General features: G+C 73.2%; 16 protein-coding genes. 7 read left to right on the top strand and 9 right to left on the bottom strand.

Annotation, left to right across the window (positions count from 1 at the left end):
- Positions 1 to 6 precede the first annotated feature (6 nt).
- Positions 7 to 474, bottom strand: coding sequence for a MarR family transcriptional regulator (locus tag AB0G50_RS18280; RefSeq protein WP_360109474.1), 468 nt, complete (start codon positions 472 to 474; stop codon positions 7 to 9).
- A 56-nt stretch (positions 475 to 530) separates the two neighbouring features.
- Here AB0G50_RS18280 and AB0G50_RS18275 point away from each other — a divergent pair, with 56 nt between their 5' ends.
- Positions 531 to 1394 carry an NmrA/HSCARG family protein gene (locus tag AB0G50_RS18275; protein ID WP_360109471.1) on the top strand — a complete coding sequence of 288 codons (864 nt, stop codon included), beginning with the start codon at positions 531 to 533 and terminating at the stop codon, positions 1392 to 1394.
- On the opposite strand, the gene nudC is transcribed toward AB0G50_RS18275, so the two are convergent.
- The 4 genes from nudC to AB0G50_RS18255 all read right to left on the bottom strand — a co-directional run bounded on the left by nudC (position 1391) and on the right by AB0G50_RS18255 (position 6714).
- On the bottom strand, positions 1391 to 2341 hold the full coding sequence (gene nudC, locus AB0G50_RS18270) for an NAD(+) diphosphatase (RefSeq protein ID WP_360109468.1): 951 nt from the start codon (positions 2339 to 2341) through the stop codon (positions 1391 to 1393). The two genes, AB0G50_RS18275 and nudC, sit on opposite strands and share 4 nt — an antisense overlap.
- A complete protein-coding gene (locus tag AB0G50_RS18265) occupies positions 2338 to 3726 on the bottom strand; it encodes a pitrilysin family protein (protein ID WP_360109465.1) in 1389 nt (462 codons plus the stop codon). Before AB0G50_RS18265 ends, nudC begins: the two co-directional genes overlap by 4 nt.
- The gene (locus tag AB0G50_RS18260; protein ID WP_360109462.1) at positions 3723 to 5009 is read right to left on the bottom strand and encodes a pitrilysin family protein; all 1287 of its coding nucleotides are present in this window, start codon (positions 5007 to 5009) and stop codon (positions 3723 to 3725) included. Before AB0G50_RS18260 ends, AB0G50_RS18265 begins: the two co-directional genes overlap by 4 nt.
- A gap of 64 nt (positions 5010 to 5073) precedes the next feature.
- Positions 5074 to 6714: a DUF2207 domain-containing protein gene (locus tag AB0G50_RS18255; protein ID WP_360109459.1), complete on the bottom strand. Its 1641-nt coding sequence runs from the start codon at positions 6712 to 6714 to the stop codon at positions 5074 to 5076.
- A 135-nt stretch (positions 6715 to 6849) separates the two neighbouring features.
- Between AB0G50_RS18255 and AB0G50_RS18250 the strand changes: the two genes are divergently transcribed.
- Together AB0G50_RS18250 and AB0G50_RS18245 are read left to right on the top strand one after the other, a co-directional pair.
- Positions 6850 to 8181, top strand: a complete 1332-nt coding sequence (locus tag AB0G50_RS18250; protein WP_360109456.1) for a neutral zinc metallopeptidase — start codon at positions 6850 to 6852, stop codon at positions 8179 to 8181.
- 16 nt (positions 8182 to 8197) lie between these two features.
- Positions 8198 to 9094, top strand: coding sequence for a neutral zinc metallopeptidase (locus tag AB0G50_RS18245; RefSeq protein ID WP_360109453.1), 897 nt, complete (start codon positions 8198 to 8200; stop codon positions 9092 to 9094).
- Here the strand turns inward: AB0G50_RS18245 and AB0G50_RS18240 are convergent.
- Positions 9064 to 9474 (bottom strand): hypothetical protein, encoded by a 411-nt coding sequence (locus AB0G50_RS18240; protein WP_360109450.1) that lies wholly within the window; start codon positions 9472 to 9474, stop codon positions 9064 to 9066. The two genes, AB0G50_RS18245 and AB0G50_RS18240, sit on opposite strands and share 31 nt — an antisense overlap.
- A 419-nt stretch (positions 9475 to 9893) precedes the next feature.
- Here AB0G50_RS18240 and AB0G50_RS18235 point away from each other — a divergent pair, with 419 nt between their 5' ends.
- Entirely contained in the window at positions 9894 to 10568 is a 675-nt protein-coding gene (locus AB0G50_RS18235) for a response regulator transcription factor (RefSeq protein ID WP_360109447.1), read from the top strand.
- An 11-nt stretch (positions 10569 to 10579) separates the two neighbouring features.
- Positions 10580 to 11863, top strand: coding sequence for a HAMP domain-containing sensor histidine kinase (locus AB0G50_RS18230; protein ID WP_360109444.1), 1284 nt, complete (start codon positions 10580 to 10582; stop codon positions 11861 to 11863).
- Between the two features lie 338 nt (positions 11864 to 12201).
- On the opposite strand, the gene AB0G50_RS18225 is transcribed toward AB0G50_RS18230, so the two are convergent.
- Both AB0G50_RS18225 and AB0G50_RS18220 read right to left on the bottom strand, forming a co-directional pair.
- Complete coding sequence (locus AB0G50_RS18225) at positions 12202 to 13272, bottom strand: potassium channel family protein (protein WP_360109441.1); 1071 nt, start codon at positions 13270 to 13272, stop codon at positions 12202 to 12204.
- Positions 13269 to 14681, bottom strand: coding sequence for a M20/M25/M40 family metallo-hydrolase (locus AB0G50_RS18220; RefSeq protein WP_360109438.1), 1413 nt, complete (start codon positions 14679 to 14681; stop codon positions 13269 to 13271). Before AB0G50_RS18220 ends, AB0G50_RS18225 begins: the two co-directional genes overlap by 4 nt.
- A gap of 59 nt (positions 14682 to 14740) precedes the next feature.
- On the opposite strand from AB0G50_RS18220, the gene AB0G50_RS18215 reads away from it, so the two are divergent.
- Both AB0G50_RS18215 and AB0G50_RS18210 read left to right on the top strand, forming a co-directional pair.
- A complete protein-coding gene (locus AB0G50_RS18215; protein ID WP_360109435.1) occupies positions 14741 to 15121 on the top strand; it encodes a hypothetical protein in 381 nt (126 codons plus the stop codon).
- Positions 15122 to 15200: 79 nt separating this feature from the next.
- Positions 15201 to 15743 carry a hypothetical protein gene (locus AB0G50_RS18210; RefSeq protein WP_360109433.1) on the top strand — a complete coding sequence of 181 codons (543 nt, stop codon included), beginning with the start codon at positions 15201 to 15203 and terminating at the stop codon, positions 15741 to 15743.
- Here AB0G50_RS18210 and AB0G50_RS18205 read toward each other — a convergent pair.
- Positions 15740 to 19231 carry a UvrD-helicase domain-containing protein gene (locus AB0G50_RS18205; protein ID WP_360109430.1) on the bottom strand — a complete coding sequence of 1164 codons (3492 nt, stop codon included), beginning with the start codon at positions 19229 to 19231 and terminating at the stop codon, positions 15740 to 15742. The two genes, AB0G50_RS18210 and AB0G50_RS18205, sit on opposite strands and share 4 nt — an antisense overlap.
- Between the last annotated feature and the right edge of the window lie 510 nt (positions 19232 to 19741).

Here is a 19741-nt window from a genome sequence, read left to right as displayed (position 1 = left end):
GACGCCTCAGGTGGCGAAGCGCCGAGCGTCCCACTTCCCGTGGGCCTCGAGCAGCTTCCGCCCGACCCGCCTGAGATCGGCCACGTCCCGGTCGGTGAGCACGGTCGTGAAGCCCTCCTCCACGGCCGCCCGGTAGGCGGGTCCGGTGATCCCCTCGAGCACCGCGACCCCCTCCTGGGTCAACTCGGCGAACACCACCCGCCGATTCTCCGGTGGCTGGTACCGCCGCACCCACCCGCGAGCCACCAACCGCTCCACCAGCCGGGTCACCCCGGACGGCGTCACGGCCAACAACTCGGCCAACTCGGACATCGGCAGCCGCCCGTTCATGTCGATCCGGTACAGCGCCTCGTGCTCGGGCAGCGAACAGCCGACGGCCTCCATCCGCGCCCCCATGGCGACCCGCACCGCGTCCACGCCCTGCTGCACGTACAGCCACGCCAACAACGCGTCACTCGCCGGGTACCGGTCCACCCCACCAGTCTACAACGAACTTGACAACAGAACATTTCCACAGTCAACCTTTGCCCATGGAACTGACTTTGGTCACCGGCGCCACCGGCGCACAGGGTGGCGCGGTGGCGAACCTCCTCCTGGACCGCGGCCACCCCGTCCGAGCCCTCACCAGAACCCCGGACAGCCCGGCCGCCCAAGCCCTCCGAGCCCGCGGCGCCCACCTGGCGCAGGCCGACTACGACAACCCGGAAAGCCTCCGCCGAGCACTGGACGGCGTCGCCAACGTCTTCGCCGTCACCACCCCGTTCGGCCCGAACACCAACCCCGCCAAGGAAACCCGTCAGGGCATCGCCCTGGTCGACGCGGCCGGGGACACCGACCACCTCGTCTTCACCTCGGCCTGCAACGCGAACCGCTCCACCGGCATCCCCCACTTCGACAGCAAACAGCGCGTCGAGGAACACCTGGCCGCGACCGGCCGGAGCCACACCGTCCTCGCGCCGGCCGCGTTCATCGACGACAAGTTCGGCGAGTGGTCGCTACAGGGCCTGCGCGACGGCGTCCTGGCCCTGCCCCTGCCCGGCGACACACCCCTGCACCTCATCGCGGTCCGGGACATCGCGAAGATCGCCGTCCACGCCCTGGAGCACCGCCCGCGAACCCGCCTGGACCTGGCCTCCCAAGCCCTGACCCCGAACGAGATGGCCGAGGCCCTGACCACCGCGACCGGCCGCCCGATCCGCCACCACCAACCCCCGACGGAGCAGGTGGAACGCCACTCGACCGACCTGGCCGCGATGTTCCGCTACTTCACCGAACCGGGCACCGACGTCGACACCGCCGCCCTGCGCGCGGCGTACCCCGACATCACCTGGCACACCTACGAAGACCACGTGCGAACCCTGCCGTGGCCCGAACTCCTGCACCCGACCCGCTAGTCCGCGGCCGCCCAGGACTCGATCATCCGGTAGGCGATCGAGGCGCCCGAGGCCAACTTCAGGTCCTCGACGCTCCCCGGCGAGGCCAACGCCCGCCGGACCTCGGCCCGGGTGACCCACTTGGCCGCCGCGATCTCCCCGTCGGCGGGCCGCAACGGCTCGTCCGGATCCCCGACCGCCTCGAACCCCACCATCAACGACCGGGGGAACGGCCAGGGCTGGCTGCCGAGGTACCGGACGTCCCGCACGGTCACCCCGACCTCCTCCAGCACCTCCCGGGCGACGCAGGCCTCCAACGACTCACCGGCCTCGACGAACCCGGCCAGCACCGAGTACCGCCCCTCCGGCCACCCGGTGCCCCGGGCCAGCAACATCCGGTCGCCACCGTCGTGCACCAGGCAGATCACCGCGGCGTCGGTGCGCGGGTACTCCTCGCGCCCGCACCGATCGCACACCCGGGTCCACCCGGCCTTCACCGCCTGCTGCCCACCACCGCACCGGGCGCAGAACCTCGCCGACCGGTGCCAGTGGAACAGCGCGACGGCCGTGGTGAACAACCCGGCGCCGGTGGCGTCCAGGAAGGCGCCGCAGGACCGCAGGTCCAACCACTGCGGCTCCTCGGTGGGATCGGGCCGCTCCCACACCCGCGCGTCGGGCGTGGCGTCCGCGGTCTCGTCCTCGGCCAGCGGCACACCCCAGTAGGCGACGCCGTCCTGCTCGCCCAGCAGCACGGCGTCGCCGGGAGGGACGGCCCCGAAGTCCGAGGCCTCCCGCTCCACCACGCGACTCCCGCGCTCGGCCACGAGCGTCCGCCCGAACCGGTCGACCACGATCACCCGGGCCTTGGCCCAACTCCGCGCCAACCGCTCGAGGTCACCGCGCAGCGGCTCCTGCCGGTCGACCGTGAACCGCGACAACGCCGGCAGCGCGACCAGGTCGAAGCTCACGGCAGCGCGACCCCGCCCAGGGCGCCCAAGCGGGCCGACAGCACCTCGGCGTCGCCGACGACGACCCCGGTGAACGCGCTGGGCGCGAAGAACTCCAGCGCCACCTCGGACACCTGCTCCACCGTCACGCCCGCCAACCGCTCCGGGTGCCCGGCGAACCAGTCGATGCCCAGCCCCAACCCGGCCAGGTTCACCAGGAACGACGCCAACCCGCCCTGCGACGACGTCGCGGTGAGCAGCGACCCGATGGCGTACCGCCGGGCCGTGTCGACCTCGGCTTCGGTCGGCGCGACCAGGCTCAACCGGCCCAGCTCGTACCGGGTCTCCAGCAGCGCCGCCGCCGTGACCTCGCTCGCCGTGTCCGCGTCCACCAGCAGCGCCGCGCCACCGGGCGTGAACTCCGGGTGCGACCGCGCGCTGTAGGTGTAGCCCTTGTCCTCGCGGATGTTCTCGACCAACCGCGACGAGAAGAACCCGCCGAAGATCAGGTTCGCGACCTGCAACGCCGGGTACCGCGGGTCGGTGCGCTCCAGCCCGCGACCGGCCAGCCGGATCTGCGACTGCACCGCGCCGGGCCGGTTCACCAGCAGCAGGTCGCCACCGCGCACGGCGGGCAACGGCCGCAGCGCGACCGCCTCGCCGGCACCGACCCACGTCTCCAGCGCCGCGCCGACCGCGGCCACCGCGGCGTCCGGCTCCAGATCGCCCACCAGCACCAGCACGGACCCGCGCGGCAGCACCGCGCGGGCGTGCAGGTCCGCCACGTCGTCGCGCCCGACCGCCGCGACCTCGTCCGCCTCGGGCATCTCCTTGGCGTACGGGTGGTCGCCGTACAGGTGGTCCTGCAACGCCTCGCGCGCGATCACGTTCGGCTGCGACCGGGCCAGCCGGATCCGCTCGACCAGCCGGGCGCGCTCGCGCTCGACCTCGTCGGCCGGGTACACCGCGCCGGTCAGCACGTCCCGCAGCACGTCGAGCAGCGTGTCCAGCCCGGACACCAGCGCGTTGCCGGAGAACGCCAACCGCTCCGGGTCCACCACCGCGTCCAGCTCGCCGCCGACCAGCGCCAGCTCGGTGTCGATCGCCACCCGGTCGCGCGCGGCCGTGCCGGTCAGCACGGTGCTCGCGAGCACCTCGGACCGGGCCGCGTGCGCGGAGCCGACGCTCGTGTCGGCCGGGTCCGCGAACGGCACCCGCAGGCGCAGCTCGACCAGCGGCACCGACGAGCGGCGCACCGCGATCACCCGCAACCCGTTGGGCAGCACGGTGTCCACACTGGACAGATCGGCGGCGGCCCTCTGCTCGCCGAGTTCCGGCAGCGGGCGCGGCCCTTGTTCGGTGCGACCGATCTCCTCGGCGCTCCGGTGCGACGTCGGGGCGCTCACTCGGTACCTCCGTTGGCGGGCTTGAGGATCAGGACGGCGCGCGAGTCGGCCCGCAGCGCCTTGGCCGCCGCGGCGACCTCGTCGGTGGTGATCGCGGCCAGCTTGCCGGGCAGCTCGTAGAGCAGCTCGGCGCGGCCGTAGAGCAGCTCGGCCGAACCGAGGCCGAGGGTGCGGCTGGTCAGCCGGTCGTGCTCGCGGTGCATGGTCGACACCCAGCGCGCGGTGATCTTGGCCAGCTCCTGCGCCGTCGGACCGTCCTCGGCCAGCTTCAGCAGTTCCTCGTCCACCGCCGCGATCACCTGCTCCGCGGGCACCTCCGGCGGGTGGATCGCGGTGATGCTGAACGTGTCCGGGTCACGCGCCTCGAGCGGGCCGAACAGGCCGCAGCCCGCGCCCACGTCGACCACGATCGCGTCCCGGTGCACCAGCCGCTGCTGGAGCCGGGCGCCGTCGCCGTCGGTCAGCACGCCCGCGAGAACCAGGTACGCCAAGTAGGAGTCCACGTCGTCCACCGGGTCCGGGATCCGGTACCCCAGCGCGAGCGCGGGCATCGGCGCGTGCTGGTCGGTGTGCTCGGCGCGCCGCTCGCCCTTGGGCGCGTCCTCCGCGAACGACGGCCGCACCGCGACCGGCCGGGCGGGCACGTCGCCGAAGTGCTTCTCCACCAGCGCCTTCGCCCGCGGCACGTCGAGGTCGCCCGCCACCGTCAGCACCGCGTTGCCGGGCGCGTAGTAGGTGTCGAAGAACGCCGCGCAGTCCTCGACGGTCGCGTTCTCCAGGTCGGTGAAGTCGCCGTACCCGTTGTGCGCGTTGGGGAACGTCGTGAACAGCACCGGCGGGAGCAGGATCCACGGGAACCCGCCGTAAGGCCGGTTCAGCACGTTGAGCCGGATCTCCTCCTTCACCACGTCGATCTGGTTGCGGAGGTTCTCCTCGGTGATCTTGGGCGCGCGCATCCGGTCGGCTTCCAGGAACAGCGCGCGCTCCAGGGCCGCGCTCGGCAGCACCTGGTAGTAGTCCGTGTAGTCCGGGTGCGTCGACCCGTTGAACGTGCCGCCCGAGGACTGCACGATCCGGAAGTGGGCCAGCTTCTCGAGGCTCTCGCTGCCCTGGAACATCAGGTGTTCGAACAGGTGCGCGAAGCCCGTGCGGCCTTCGGGTTCGGAGCGGAACCCCACGTCGTAGTGCACGCTCACCCCTACGACCGGTGCGCTGGGATCGGGGGCGAGCACGACCCTCAGACCATTGGGGAGCGTGAACCTGTGCAGTTCCGGTAGCGCCATGGACGCAGCCTACGGGTTTGCGCCCGCACCCGGAGTGGAGGTCGCCCGGCTCGCCCGAAGGCGTTCACGCCTTGAGCGAACGCAGGTGCCCCGCCTGTGCCAACACGCCGTCCAGCGCGCCCAGGAACGCCGGGAACCGCTCCGCGAACCGCGCGAGGTCGGCCGACTCCTCGGCCGCGCCGTACCAGTACAGGCCCGACCCGCTGCCCGCGAACGCGCGCAGCCACCGGTCGGTCTCGCCCAGCACCACGGCGTAGGGCAGCGACCGGGAGAACACCATCTCGCGGTCGGCCTCCGGCACGTCCCGCGGCGTCGCGCCGACCAGGTAGCCCCGCAGGCCCCGCACGTGCTCCAGCAACGCGCTGCCCCGCCGGGTCCGCGCGGGCATCCAGCGCGCGCCCACCGCGATCGCCGCGCCCGCCACCACGACCACCAGCCCGAACAGCGCCGGACCGGCGGTGAGCGCGAACACCACCGTGCCCACCGCGCCGACCAGGCCGAGGCCGAGGCCCACCCACCAGAACAGGCTGCGCTCGGCGTCCGGACGGCGGGCGAACCAGTTCTTGGCCACCACGTCCGCGTACAGCTCGTCGCGCACCTTCGTCAGGTCGATCCGCCGGGACCGCAGCTCGGACAGCAGCACCGCGTCCACGCCCTCGGGCAGGAACGCGTCGTAGACCGCGCGCTCGTAGCCCGACAGCGACGGGTCGGCCGGGTTGCGCCGGACGAGCCGCCAGTCCAGCCCGCCGACCTCCTCGACCCACAGGTAGTTGCGCACCGCGAGGTCCACGACCGTCGCCGTCACGTCCACCACGTCGACGTGCTCGTCCACCACCGTGCCGACCTGGCCCGGCAGCACCCCGTCCGGCGAGGCGAACTGGACGTGCCCCGCCGCGTCGGGCACCAGCACGTGCACCGGCCCGACCTCGCCCGCCAGCGCCTTGGCGTCCCGGCCGCGCAGCGTCCACAGCAGCACCACGCCGCCCAGCAGGAACACCACCAGCACCACGAGCCCGACGGTGGTCGCCGGGGTCAGCGCGAACGCCGCCGCCAGCACCGAGGTCTCCTCGACCCGCGCGTTGGCCGGCGCGGCGCCGTTCTCCAGACCCACCGCGACGTCCACCCGGTCGCCCGCGGCGAGGTTGATCTGGGTCGCCCGCACGCCGCGGCCGTCGCCCAGCTCGGCCGTCGTGCACGGCCTCGACGTGCCCGGCTGACCCGCCAGGCAGTTCACCGACCTGGGCGGGTCGGGCGTGATCACCGACACCTTCACCTGGTCGAGCACGGTGTCCCAGCCGCTCGCGGGCTGCCAGCGCAGCTCCAGCGTGTCGCCGATCTTCGCCACCGCGCCGTCCACGACGTAGCCGACGGTGGACGTGCCGGCGTCCAGCGAGATGGCCAACTCCTCGCCGTTCGCGGTCGCGGTGCCCTTGCCGTCGACCTTGACGTCGGAAACCCCGAAGACGCGGTCGCGGGATTCCCCGACCGCGATGCGCAACGGAACCACCCGCCTGGCCGTCCTACCCTCGGGAACGGTGACCACCTCGGTGACCGAGAGCCTGCCGTCGCGCTCCAGCTTCAGCCGGACGTCGGCGCCCGCGGTGCCGGGCAGGTTCGCCGAGCTGCTCTCCTGCGCCACCGCCGGACCGGCGGTGAGGCAGAGAGCCGCCGCGGCGAGGACCACCGCTCCCCAGTTTTTCAACACGGCCGCGGAGGATAGCGGAGTTCGCCTAAGCTCCAGTGCTGATTCGGGCATCCGCGATTTGGGGGACCACCAGCGATGACGCAACCACCACCGCCGGGTGGCTGGCCGCCACCACGACCGGTCGGGCCTCCGCCCGTGCCCGCGCCGCTGAACCCCCAGCCGACCCGCCCGTACCCCGTCCCGCCGCCGCAACAACAGCCCCACCAGCAACCACCGCCACCACAGCCGCAGTACCCGCCGCAGCAGCGCCCGCAGGGTTTCCCACCGCCACCGCCCGGCTACCAGCAGCCCGGCTACCAGCAACAACCCCCGTTCCCCCCGCCCGCACCGCAGCCCGCGGCCCAGCCCGGCACCGGTCCCGGCGGCTTCCCCCAGCAGTGGCCGAGACCGCCCATGGCGCCGCCACCCGCCGCGCCACCCCAGCCGCCGCCGGCCCAGTGGTCGCCCCAGCCCGGGTGGCCGCCGCAGCAGCCCTACGCGCCGTACCCGCCGTTGCCGCGGAAGAAGAGCGGCGGTCCGCTGGTCGCGTTCCTGATCATCGGCGTGGTGGTGCTCGGCATCGCCGCGGTCGGGATTTTCGCGACCCGGACCAAGAACAAGAGCGTGGACGATTCCGCGTATTCCGGATATTCCACCTACACCTACTCGGCCCCGCCGACGACCGCCACGACGTCCGCCGGTCCCGGCACCAACACGTCCCCGTCGACCAGGACGTCGCCGACCACCACGACCAAGGCCGGGCCGAAGGCCGTGATCGCGTTGGGGGACAACCCGATCCACAGCAAGGACATCGGCGCGTTCGACCTGAAGAACGGCTGCGCCCTGCCCTCGATGGACTACTCGGTCGGCGGCCAGGAGACGTTCCTGCGCGCCGCGCTGCCGTGCATCGAGGAGATGTGGAAGCCGGCGTTCGCCAAGGCCAACCTGCCCTACCAGCCCGCGGAACTGGTCATGGTGACCTCGCAGATCACCAACTCGTGCGGCTCGATGGGTCCGGACCGGACCGCGATGTACTGCGAGGGCACGATCTACTGGACGCCGCTGCACTACGCGGGCGAAACCGGGTCGGCCAACCCGAACCACCCGGGCAAGTACCTGGGTCAGCTCGCGCACGAGTACGGCCACCACATCCAGTGGCTCTCCGGCATCCTCAAGGCCTCCGGCCAGGCCCAGTACGACAAGGGCGGCTGGGACACCCCCGCCGGGCTGGAGCTCAACCGGCGCAAGGAGTTGCAGGCCACGTGCTTCGGCGGCGAGTCGCTCGCCCCGCTGTCGCACGGCGCGGTGCCGATCGACGTGATCCAGGTCGCGATCACCGACGCGGGCAACCGGGGCGACTACCCGGTCTACCCGAACCGGGACCACGGCGCGCCCGAGAAGAACATGTCGTGGGTGCAACAAGGCTACAAGAACAACTCCACCGCGGCGTGCAACACTTGGACCGCCAGCGCGGCCGACGTCAGCTAGCGCCTTCTGGAGGATCGTGCACCCGCCCGAACAGCCCAGGAACAACCCGGCCGTGCTGACCGGAGTGTTCGCGGCGATCGTGTTGAGCGTCCTGGGTCTGGCCCTGGTGTCGCGCGTGGAGCCCTCGGACAAGGTGACGGGCCGCGCCGTCGCCGTTCCGGGCGGGCTGCCCGCGCCCGCCACCGCCGAACCGCAGCGCCCGCGCGCCGTGCACCGGCTGGCCGACCACCCGCTGCTGCTCGACGCCGGCACGCTGCCGCCGGTGCGGTGCGCGCTGCCGGAGTTCGGGCCGTCCGACGCCGAGCTGACCGCGTACTACCGGGCCGGCGTCGCGTGCCTGGACCTCGCGTGGCAGCCCCTGCTGGCCAAGGGCAACCTGCCGTTCGACCCGCCCGGACTCGACGCGTCGGCCACGCTGGGCGCGTCACCGTGCGGCGAGGCGCCGTCGCCGGACGAGGCGGTGGCGTTCTACTGCGGGCGCAACCGGACGATCTACATGCCGACGTCCCGGTTGCGGGACAACGGCGGCGGCGAGCGGCCCAGTTCGCACCTGGCCACGTTGGCGCACGAGTACGGGCACCACGTGCAGGCGTTGTCCGGCATGCTGCGCGCGGCCGACGGCAAGATCACCGACGCGGGCGAGAAGTCGCCCGCCGGGCTGGAGATGTCGCGGCGGATCGAGTTGCAGGCCAACTGCTTCGCCGGGTTGTTCCTGGCCGCGGCGACCGACTCGCTCGGGTGGGACCTCGCGTCGCAGGCGGCGGACGACTTCCAGTACGCGGTGGAGGAACCGCCGGAGCGCAACGGGCACGGCAACCCGGTGAACCAGGCGCGGTGGGCGTCGAACGGGTTCGACGGCGGCACCACGGCGTCGTGCAACACCTACGCGGCGTCGGCGGAGGACGTGGCCTGAGGTCGGGGGCGGAGGCGGTGGGCGAGGAAGCCGCCCGCGACGCCCGAGAGGCCCAGCAGCGCCACCCAGAGCCGTGTCGCCGACGAACCGTCCGGCACCGTCGAGGCGGCCTGCACCACGCCGTCCGGGCCGACGGGCACCACCACGTCCACGGTCTGGCCTGCGGCGTGCCCGCATCCGTCAAGCCGGGCCCGCGTGACGGTGCCGCCCGCGTCGACGTCCACCACGTCGAACCCGCCACCCGCGCACGACGCCGAGTCGACCACGACCGCCCGGCCGCGCGGCGGCGATTCCGCGCTCGGGGCGCCCGCGATCGCGCCCACCACGACGAGCACCGCGCCCGACGCGAGCGCCGGCAGCACCAGACCCCAACGCGCCACACCGTGGATGGTGGCAGAACCCCGTCAGCCCCGGGCGCCCCACCCACCCCTAAGCGGAGTCCCCTCCATTTCACCCGATAGGGATCTTGCCTGACTCGAACCCCTGTTCGAAAATAGTCCCATGAACAGCACCTCTCCCGCCGCCCACCGCCCGGCCGCCGCCGTGCGCCCGCCGACCCGAACCCTCTCGCGCCGCGGTCCCAGGCCGCCGTTGGTCGGCGCCGGCGGGTCTCCGCCCGGCGTGCTCTCATCGGCTCGTCGGCCACCTCGTCCCGCCCTTCCACTCGCGCCCTCCGCCGCCTCCGGCACCCGCCTCGCCCGCCTGGCGCGGTCCTCTTCCCGTGCCTCGCCGGCCCGTCCGGCTGAGCGCACCCTGAAGACCTGGGCGGGAGGGGGTGGTTGTTGCGCAGAATGTGGGGGTGTCGACTGCCGCCAGGGTTCTGGTCATCGAGGACGCCGAGGCCATTGGCGCGGCCGTCGGGTCCGCGCTCCGCGAGGCCGGGTTCCAGGTCCAGATCCGCCCCGACGGGCGCGACCTGGAAGGGGAGCTGACCCGGTTCCGGCCGGACCTCGTCGTGCTCGACATCATGCTGCCCGGTCGGGACGGGTTCACCCTGCTGGAGGTGATCCGGCGGACCAGCGGCGCCGGGGTGGTGATGCTGACCGCGCGTGACGGGGTGAGCGACCGGTTGCGCGGGCTCGACCGCGGCGCGGACGACTACGTGATCAAGCCGTTCGTGCTGGCCGAGCTGGTCGCGCGGGTCAGCGCCGTCCTGCGGCGGCTCGGGCGGACACCGTCGACAGTGCAGATCGGCGATCTCCTGGTCGACGCCGACTCGGCCGTCGTGCTCCGGGCGGACGCGCCGATCGAGCTGACCGCGACCGAGCTCCGCCTGCTGCGCTACCTGGCCGCCCAGCGCGGGCGGGTGGTGGGCAAAACCCAGATCCTCACCGCGGTGTGGGGGTACGAGGACTACGACCCGAACCTGGTCGAGGTCCACGTGAGCGCCCTGCGGCGCAAGCTGGAGGAGCACGGCCCCCGGCTGCTGCACACCGTGCGCGGTCTCGGGTACGTGCTGCGGGCGGAGGAGTGAACCTCCGGACGGTGTCACTGCGCCGGCGGGTCACGCTGTCCACGATCGGCGTGCTCGCGGTGGTGCTGGTCGGGCTCGTTCTGCTCGTGGACGCACTGTTCGCGGCGCAGTCCCAGCGCGACGCGGACACCACCCTGCTGGAGAAGTCGCGCGTCGCCCAGCAACTCGTCAAGCAGCGCGTCCGCGGCGCGGACCTGGTCAACCGGCTGGAGGGCCGGGGCATCCGGGCCAAGGTCGTCATGGCCGACGGCACGGTGTTCGGCCACGAACCGGAAGGAGACGTCAGCAAGGAGATCAGCCGCCCCCTCGCGGACGGCTCCACGATCACCCTCTACGCCGAGGCCTCGGTGATCACCGTCGCCCAGGCGCGGCTGCGCCGGCTGCTGGTGCTGGTCGGCTTCGGCGCGCTGGCCGTGACGGCGGTCGCGCTGATCATCGTGGTGGGCAGAGCCTTGGCGCCCCTCGACGCGATGACGACCTTGGCCAGGTCCATCGCCCGAGGTCACCGCGGCTACCGCCTGAACCCGTCCCGCACCGACAACGAACTGGGTCGTACCGCGGCCGCGTTCGACGACATGCTCGACTCACTGGAGGGATCCGAGGAACGGACGAAACGCTTCGTCGCGGACGCGGCGCACGAACTCCGCACGCCGATCGCGGGCGTGCAGGCGGTGGCCGAGGCCCTCGTCCAGTCCGGCAGCGCGGAGGAGCGCGAGCAGCTGAACCTCCTGCTGGTCCGCGAGTCCCGACGCGCGGGCCGGCTGGTGGACGACCTGCTCGCACTGGCCCGGATCGACGCGGGCCTGGAGCTCCAGCGGGAGCAGGTGGACCTGCTGGCGCTGGCCGAGTCCGAGGCCACGCGGACCAGGCTGATGGCGCCGGACTTCGACATCACCGCCACCGGCGAGCGCGTCCACGTGGAGGGCGACCCCCAACGCCTGGCCCAACTGCTGGCCAACCTGGCCGACAACGCCCGGCAGGCCACCGGCCCGGAGGGTCTGGTCCGCCTGACCGTGCACGCGGACGACACGTGGGCCTACCTGCTGGTCACCGACAACGGTCCGGGGGTGCCCCCGGAGGACCGGGAACGCATCTTCGACCGCCTGGTCCGCCTGGACGAGGCCCGAGACCGCCGTTCGGGAGGGTCGGGCCTGGGCCTCCCCATCGCCAGAGGCGTGGTCCGCGCCCACGGCGGCGACCTGACCTGCGTGGAACCCCCCACCACCGGAGGCGCCTTCCAAGTCCGCCTACCCCTGTCCGAAATCACCCGCCCCATCCGCCGCCCGCTCGCCTGACGCGGGGGGGCACTCGCGTGACGCGTGGGGGCAGCCGACGGCACGAACACGCACACGGAGGTCCCGCACGACAGCGCCGACCGCACTGACCACACCGACCGACGCCCCGACCCGACCGCTGGGACACCCGACCGCGGGACCACCGAGGCACCGGGACACCTGGGCAGTGAGGCCCTGGGGCACTGGGGCAGGGCCACCTGTTGACGCTGCCTCCCAAGACCACTTCTGCGACCGCAGCCGAGAGCCACGCCGGCCCACTCCCGGGCGCTTCCCGAGACCACGGCCGGGAGTCGTCGCTGGGCCGTGCCGGTGGGCGTGGTTCGGCGCGGGTCTCCGTCCTACGAGGACTCGCCGGGTGGGGTCACCTTCTTCACGTAGAGGAGGCGGTCGCCTGCCTCCACGGCGTCGGCTTCGGGGGCGTCCACCCGGAACAGTTTGCCGCCGCGGACCACGCCCAGGACGATGTCGGGCAGGTGGCGGGGTGAGCCGCCGACCTCCGACGGCTCCACGTCGCGTTCCGCGATCGCCAGGCCCGAATCCGGCGTGAGCAGGTCCTCGACCATGTCCACGACGGTCGGGGTGGCGGTCGCCATGCCCAGCAGACGGCCGGCGGTCTCGCTCGACACCACGACCGAGTCCGCGCCCGACTGGCGGAGCAGGTGCTCGTTCTCGCGTTCCCGCACCGACGCCACGACCTGGGCCTTCGGGGCGAGTTCGCGCGCGGTCAGCGTGACCAGCACCGCCGTGTCGTCCCGGTTCGCCGCGACCACGATCGCCCGCGCCCGCGGCACCCCGGCGACCTGGAGCACGTCGTTGCTGGTCCCGGACCCGAGAACGGTCACGAGACCGATCGCGGAGGCCGCGTCCAGGGCCGGCTGCGAGGTGTCCACGACGACGATCGAACCGGGCTCGGCCCCGTCGCCCAGCAGGGCGCTGACCGCGGACCGGCCCTTCGTGCCATAGCCGACGACGACAACGTGGTCCCGCACCTTGGTCCTCCACTTCTGGATCCGCAACGCCTGCCGCGAGCGCTCGGTGAGCACTTCGAGGGTGGTACCGACCAGCACGATCAGGAACAGCACGCGCAGCGGCGTGATCACCAGCACGTTCACCAGCCGCGCCGACGACGAGGCGGGCGTGATGTCGCCGTAGCCGGTCGTGGACAGTGACACGGTCGCGTAGTACACCGCGTCGAGGAACGACAGGCCGTCCTCGTTCACGTCGCGGTACCCGTCGCGGTCGAGGTAGACGATCAGGACCGCCGCGAGCAGCGCCGTCAACGCGCCGACGACGCGCTTCAGGATCGCCCGGACCGGGCTCTGCGCCTGGTCGGGCATCCTGATCACGCCGACGAGCGAGTGGCCCGGCCGCTCGCTCAACGGCTCGCCAGGCTGGAACCGGCGGATCATGTCAACCTCTCGGGGAGTACCCGCCACAGTCGCGCGGCGGCCTCGGCGCCGCGCAGGAGCTGCGACACGACGACGCGCTCGTTGGGCGCGTGGACCCGATCATCCGGCAAGGTGACGCCGAGGTAGACCACCGGCACGCCGAGCGACTGGTGCAGCACCGCCGCCGGCCCCGACCCACCCGACCGGGCGAACCTCACCGGCTGCTCGAGCGCCGCCTCGACTACTTCCCGCAACGCCACCACGGCCGGGTGATTGATGTCCACGGCGTACGGGGGAACGCCGTCACCCCGCGGGATCACCTCGGACCGGATCCCCGGCGGCGTGTGCTCGGCCACGAACACCCGCAACGCCTCGGCCACCCGCTCCGGCCGCTGACCGGGCGCCAGCCGGAACGACAGCTTCACCTCGGCCCGCGCCGGCACGATCGTCTTGAGCCCCGGCCCGGTGTACCCGCCGACGAACCCGTTGACCTCGGCCGACGGCCGGACCCACACCCGCTCCAGCGTCGACCAGCCCTCCTCGCCGGCCGCCACCCGCGCGCCACCGGAGTTCGCGAGCCACGCGTCCTCGTCGAACGGCAGCGACGCGTAGTCGGCGCGCTCGGCGTCCGTCGGCGGCACGACGTCGTCGTAGAAGCCGGGCAGCGCCACCGCGCCCCGTTCGTCGTGCAACGCCGCCACCAGCCGGGCCAACGCGGTCACCGGGTTCGGCACGCCGCCGCCCGCCCGGCCGGAGTGCACGTCCGACGAGCCGCCGACGAACACCACCTCGGCCCCGTACACCCCGCGCTGGCCGGTGCACACCGTCGGCGCGTCCCGCGCGTACACCGGCGTGTCGGAGAACACGACCAGGTCCGACGCGAGGTCCGCGCGGTGCGCGTCGAGCAGTTCCGGGAGGTGCGGCGAGCCGATCTCCTCCTCGCCCTCCACGAACAGCTTGAGGTTCACCGCGGGCGCCGACCCGCCGGTCGCGGCGAGGTGCGCGCGCACGCCGAGCAGGTGCATCGCGACCTGCCCCTTGTCGTCGCTGGCGCCACGCCCGAACAACTCGTCGCCCTCGACCACCGGCTCGAACGGCGGACGCGTCCACTCCTCGACCGGGTCGACCGGCTGCACGTCGTGGTGCCCGTAGACGAGCACGGTGGGCGCGGACGGGTCGGCCGAGGGCCACGAGGCGTACACGGCCGGCAACGCCGGGCCCTCGTCCCACACCCGCACGTCGGGCCAGCCGTCCCGGCGGAGCGCGTCGGCGAGCCAGGTCGCGGACCGCGCCACGTCGCCGAGGCGCGCCGGGTCGTTGCCGATCGACGGGATCGTCAGCCACTCCACCAGTCCGGCCACGAAGTCGGCGGACAGGCCGTGCACGGCCGCGCGCTCGGGTTGTTCGGATTTTTCCGGATCACCGCTCACGGTGCCGGAGGATAACCCTGGGAACGCGGTTCGGCGGGCGGCATGACATCGTGAACATCATGGAACCGACTCGTTCCCGATCATGGCCGGCGCTCGCGTTGGCCGGACTGCTCGGCGTGGCGGGTGTGACGCACTTCGCCAAGCCGAAGCCGTACGACGCGATCGTGCCCCGCGCGCTCCCCGGCAAGCCCCGGACCTGGACCTACGTGTCCGGTGTCGCGGAGCTCGGGCTCGCCGCCGCGGTCGCCGCGCCGCGCACGCGGAGCCTCGGCGGACTGCTCGCGGCCGGTTTCTTCGCCGCCGTGTTCCCGGCGAACATCAAGATGGCCTACGACCTGCGCGGCAAGTCGCCGAAAACGCGGGCCGTGGCGTTCGGCAGGCTCCCGCTCCAGCTCCCGCTGATCTGGTGGGCGTTGAAGGTGCGCCGCTCGGCCCGCTGATCACTCTCGGCGCCGGGGTGACCACCCAGAGCGCCGACAGGACTGTCATTGAACCCGCAACCAGCTCTAGGATGCCCGAGTGCAACCGCTCCTCCACGCCGCCGCAGCGGCACTGGGTTGGCGCGGCATCGTCGTTCCCGACGTCGCCGTCCTCGGCCACCAGGTGTCCGCCGTCGTGCGGGTGCGTGCCGACGTGCACGAGTGGCGCAGCGCGAACGGCTGGCCACCCCAGGCGGACCCGTCGTGGTTCCGCTCCTGGTTCGAACCCGCGGCACACGACCGGCTGCCGGTGTCGGCCGTCGAACTCGTCGGCGTGCTGGTCGGCGAGTCGACCGCGGACCGGGCGCTCCAGTCCTGCGGCACGCTGATGACCCTCGCGCCGTGCTCGGTGGTGCTGCCCGCGCCGCAGGGCAAGGGCGCCCAGTCGTGGCCGCTGATCGAACTCGACTACTACGGCATCGGCGTCGTCGCGGTGGACGAGGCCGGCGCGGCCGAGCTGCTCGTGCCCCCGGAGGACCGGTCGACCGAGTTCGGCCCGTCGCTGTTCGGCCGCTGGCTGCTCGAGGTGCTCTACGACCGGGTGCTGAAGGAAGTGCCGGCGCACGCGCGGGTCACCCCCTAGCGCGGCACCGACCTGATCAGCTCGCGCAACCCGTCCGCGTCCAGCAGGTCCGTCGGCCGCAGCGTGTGGTCCTGCCGCACGTAGTGGAACGCGGCCCGGACCTTCTCCACCGGCGTGTCCGACAACGCCGCCCAGGCCAGCCGGTACGCCGCGAGCTGCACGGTCAACGCGGGCAGCCGCTCCTCCTCGGGCACCGCGCCGGTCTTCCAGTCGACCACGGTCCACCCGCCGTCGTCGTCGGCGAACACCGCGTCCATCCGGCCCCGCACCGAGAAGCCGTCGATCTCGGCCTCGAACGGCACCTCGACGTCGTGCGGCGCGCGGTCGGCCCACCGGCTGGTGAGGAACGCCTCCTGGAGCCGGGACAGGTCGGCGTCCGGTGACGCGCCCTCGTCGGCCGCGCCGGGCAACTCGTCCAGGTCGAACAGCCTGGTCGCGCCGAACCGCTGCTCCAACCAGGTGTGGAACGCGGTGCCGCGCCTGGCCAGCGGGTTCGGCGGGAACGGCAGGGGTCGGCGGAGCCGGTGCGCCAGCTGGTCGGGGTCGGCGGCCAGTTCCACGAGCTGGCTGACCGACAGGTTGTCCGGCAGCACGACCCGTTCCCGCCGGTCCGCGGCGGCGGCCCGTTCGGCGAGCAGCACGTCCACGTCGCGCGCCCAGCCCTCGGGGTCGTCGGGGTTCTCCGGCTCGTCCCCGGGCTCGTCGGGGTGCTCGGCGGGCTCGGCGTCCTCGGCAGGCGGCACGATCGCGTCGAACGGATCTTCGAGCGGCTCGACGTCCTCGGGCGGCTCCTCGTCGTACGGCGGCTCCTCCAGGTCAGCGTCGTAGGGCGGTTCGTCGTGGGGGAACGCCTCGGGCGGCCCGTCGTCCGGCGGCTCCGGCGGCAGCTCGACGTCGACGGGGTCCGGTTCGGACAGTTGGCGGTCCAGGGCCGCCAGCACCAGCTCCGCCCCGTCCACCACGGCCTCGCGCCGGCGGCCGAGCGGATCGGCCGGCCACTGGGCCGCCTTGGCCTGCGCGGCGAGCGGGTTCTCCTCGTTCTCGGCCGGCGGCGGCGACCACGTCGTCACGTCCGCGGGCGGGTGCGCGGCGGCGGTGACCGCGGTGTGCAGCTCGGTCAGGAACGCCGACGGCCCCTTCGGCCGGTCACCCGTCTCGGCCCACCAGTGGCCCGACACGAGCAGGCAGTGCTCGGCGCGGGTGAGCGCCACGTAGAACAGCCGGCGCTCCTCGACGAGCCGGCGCTGCTCGAACTCGTCGGCGTGCAGGTCGAGGGCCTGCTCGACCTCCTTGCGGTTGGCGTCACCCGGTATCCGCAACGTCGGCAGGTCCTCGGCGTCACCGCGCAGGTCGGCGGGCAGCTCGGCGACCGCCTTCAACCAGCACGACGACTTCTTGCGCCCCGGGAACACGTCCTTCACCACGTGCGGCACCGCGACGATGTGCCACTCCAGGCCCTTCGCGGAGTGCATGGTCAGGATCTGCACCCGGTTCTCGGCGACCTCCACCTCACCGGGTTCGAGCCCGTCCTCGGCGGACTCGGCGGTGTGCAGGTAGTCCAGCAGCGCGGGCAGGGTCGCGGACGGGCTGGCCGCGGCGAAGTCGGCCACCACGTCGGCGAACGCGTCCAGGTGCGCCCGCCCGACCAGACCGGGCCTGGCCAGCGCCTCGATGTCCAGCAGCAGGGTCCGCTCGACGTCCGCGACCAGCTCGGGCAGCGGCTGGTCGAGCCGGCGGCGCAGCGCGGACAGCTCCGCGCCCAGCCGGCGCACGCGCCGGTAGCCCTCGGCGGAGTAGACGGTCGGGTCGCCGGGATCGTCCAGCGCGTCGGCCAGCCCGGCCTGTTCGGCGTGCTCGCCCGGCAGCGCGTCGGCGATCACGGCCAACGGGTCGTCCACCACCGTCTGCCGCGAGGGCGAGCCCGCGAGTTCCCGGGCCCGCTGCCACAGCGCGGCCATGTCGTAGGCGGCGACCCGCCAGCGCGAACCGGTCAGCAGCCGGGCCGCCGCGGTGCCCGCCAGCGGGTCGACCAGCACGCGCAGGGCGCTGACCAGGTCGCGCACCTCGGGTTCGTCCAGCAGTCCGCCGAGTCCGACCACCTCGACCGGCAGGCCCCGGTCGCGCAGCGCGGCGGCGATGGCGGCCATGTCGGCGCGGCGGCGGACGAGGACGGCGGCGGTGGGCGGCTCGTCGCTGGTGTCGAGGTGGTCCTGCCACTGGCCCGCGACGCTGTCCGCCACCCAGTCCAGCTCGTCGCGGACCGTGTCGAACAACGCCAACCGCACGTCACCCGGTTCCGCGCCCGGACGGGCCTTGAGCGCGTCCACGTCCAGACCGGACTCGCGCAGCGGCAGCGACACGGCGTTGGCCAGCTCCAGCACCTCCGGCGGGTTGCGGAAGCTCGTCAGCAGGCCGTACTTGCGGGCGGGCGGGAAGTCGTGCACGAACCTCGGCAGGTTGGCCGCGCTCGCGCCGCGCCAGCCGTAGATCGCCTGGGCCGGGTCGCCGACGGACGTGACGGGCATCGGCGTGCCGCGGCCGAACAGGGCGCGCAGCAGCACGCGCTGGGCGTGGCCGGTGTCCTGGTACTCGTCCAGCAGCACCGCGCCGTACCGCTCGCGCTCGCCCTTCGCGACCTCCGGGTGCTCCTCGGCGAGCCGGGCGGCGAGCGACATCTGGTCGGCGAAGTCCATCGCGGCCTCGCGGCGCTTGCGGGACTGGTAGGCGTCCAGGAGCGGGAGGAGCGCGACGCGCAGGCGCTGGGTGGTGACGACGGCCTTGAGCGACTCGGGCAGCTTGTCGTGCTGGCGCGGGGTTTTGGGCGCGTCCTCGATGATCCGGGCGAGCGCGTCGGCGTGCGACCGCAGCTTCTCGGGGTCCACGAGGTGTTCGCCGAGTTCGCCAGCGAGGGCCAGCAGGTAGCCGGTGACGGTGGCCGGGACCTTGTCGGTGTCGAGGTCCTCGGCCCAGGTGGACACGACGCGGTGGGCGAGCTGCCACGACGCGGTTTCGGTGAGCAGGCGCACACCGGGTTCGACGGGCAGCCGCAGGCCGTGCTCGCCGACCAGCCTGCCCGCGTAGGCGTGGTAGGTCAGCACGACGGGTTCGGTCGTGAGCACCGCCGCCCGCCGCTCACCGCTGGGGTCGAGTTCGTCGAGCAGCCCGGCCCCGCCGAGCCGCCGCAACCGCAGCCGCACCCGTTCGGCGAGCTGCCTCGCCGCCTTGCGGGTGAAGGTCAACCCGAGCACCCGGTCCGGCGTCACGAACCCGTTGGCCACCAGGTAGACCACCCGAGCCGCCATGGTCTCGGTCTTCCCGGCGCCGGCGCCGGCGACGACGAGGGCGGGAGCCGTGGGAGCCGCGATGACCGCGGCCTGCTCGGGCGTGGGCGGGTGCAACCCCAACGCCTCGGCCACCTCGAACGGACTGGCAAGGCGTCCTCCCCCACCAACCCGCTCGACCCCGTCCGGCGCAACCACGCCCAGCATTCTCCGATGTCCACCCCCACCCTCTCCGCCCACCCGCCCCCGACGCGCCGAACGACCGACTCAAGAGGTGAACAACCCCCGATTTCCAAAACCACAGGTCACCACCCGACCACTCACCGCCGCCCCGCGACCCTTCACCCACAATCGTTCAACAATCCCACAATCACCCGCCAGGAGAGGATCGTTCAACAATCCAACACCCACCGCTGCCAGCCGGGGCCGGACGAGCAACCGCACGAACGAGGGCAGGCACACAAAGTCTGGAGAGACACCATCGCAGCCGGCGAACGTCGGACGAACGGGCCGACCCAGCTGCGCAACGGCCGCCCAGGACCCGGACCGGGAAACGAGGGACCGAGGCAGGCCACCGACACCAAACCGCGAATGCGCTGTGGTAGACGCACCATCGGCCAGGCGGCCAGGCGGCCAGGCGGCCAGGCGGCCAGGCGGCCAGGCGGCCAGGCGGCCAGGCGGCCAGGCGGCCAGGCGGCCAGGCGGCCAGGCGGCCAG

It is taken from the genome of Actinosynnema sp. NPDC020468 (genome assembly GCF_040642015.1).
Taxonomy (GTDB): Bacteria; Actinomycetota; Actinomycetes; order Mycobacteriales; family Pseudonocardiaceae; genus Actinosynnema.
Note: the sequence above shows the minus strand (reverse complement) of the source record. Positions and strands in the feature narration are given on the sequence as shown.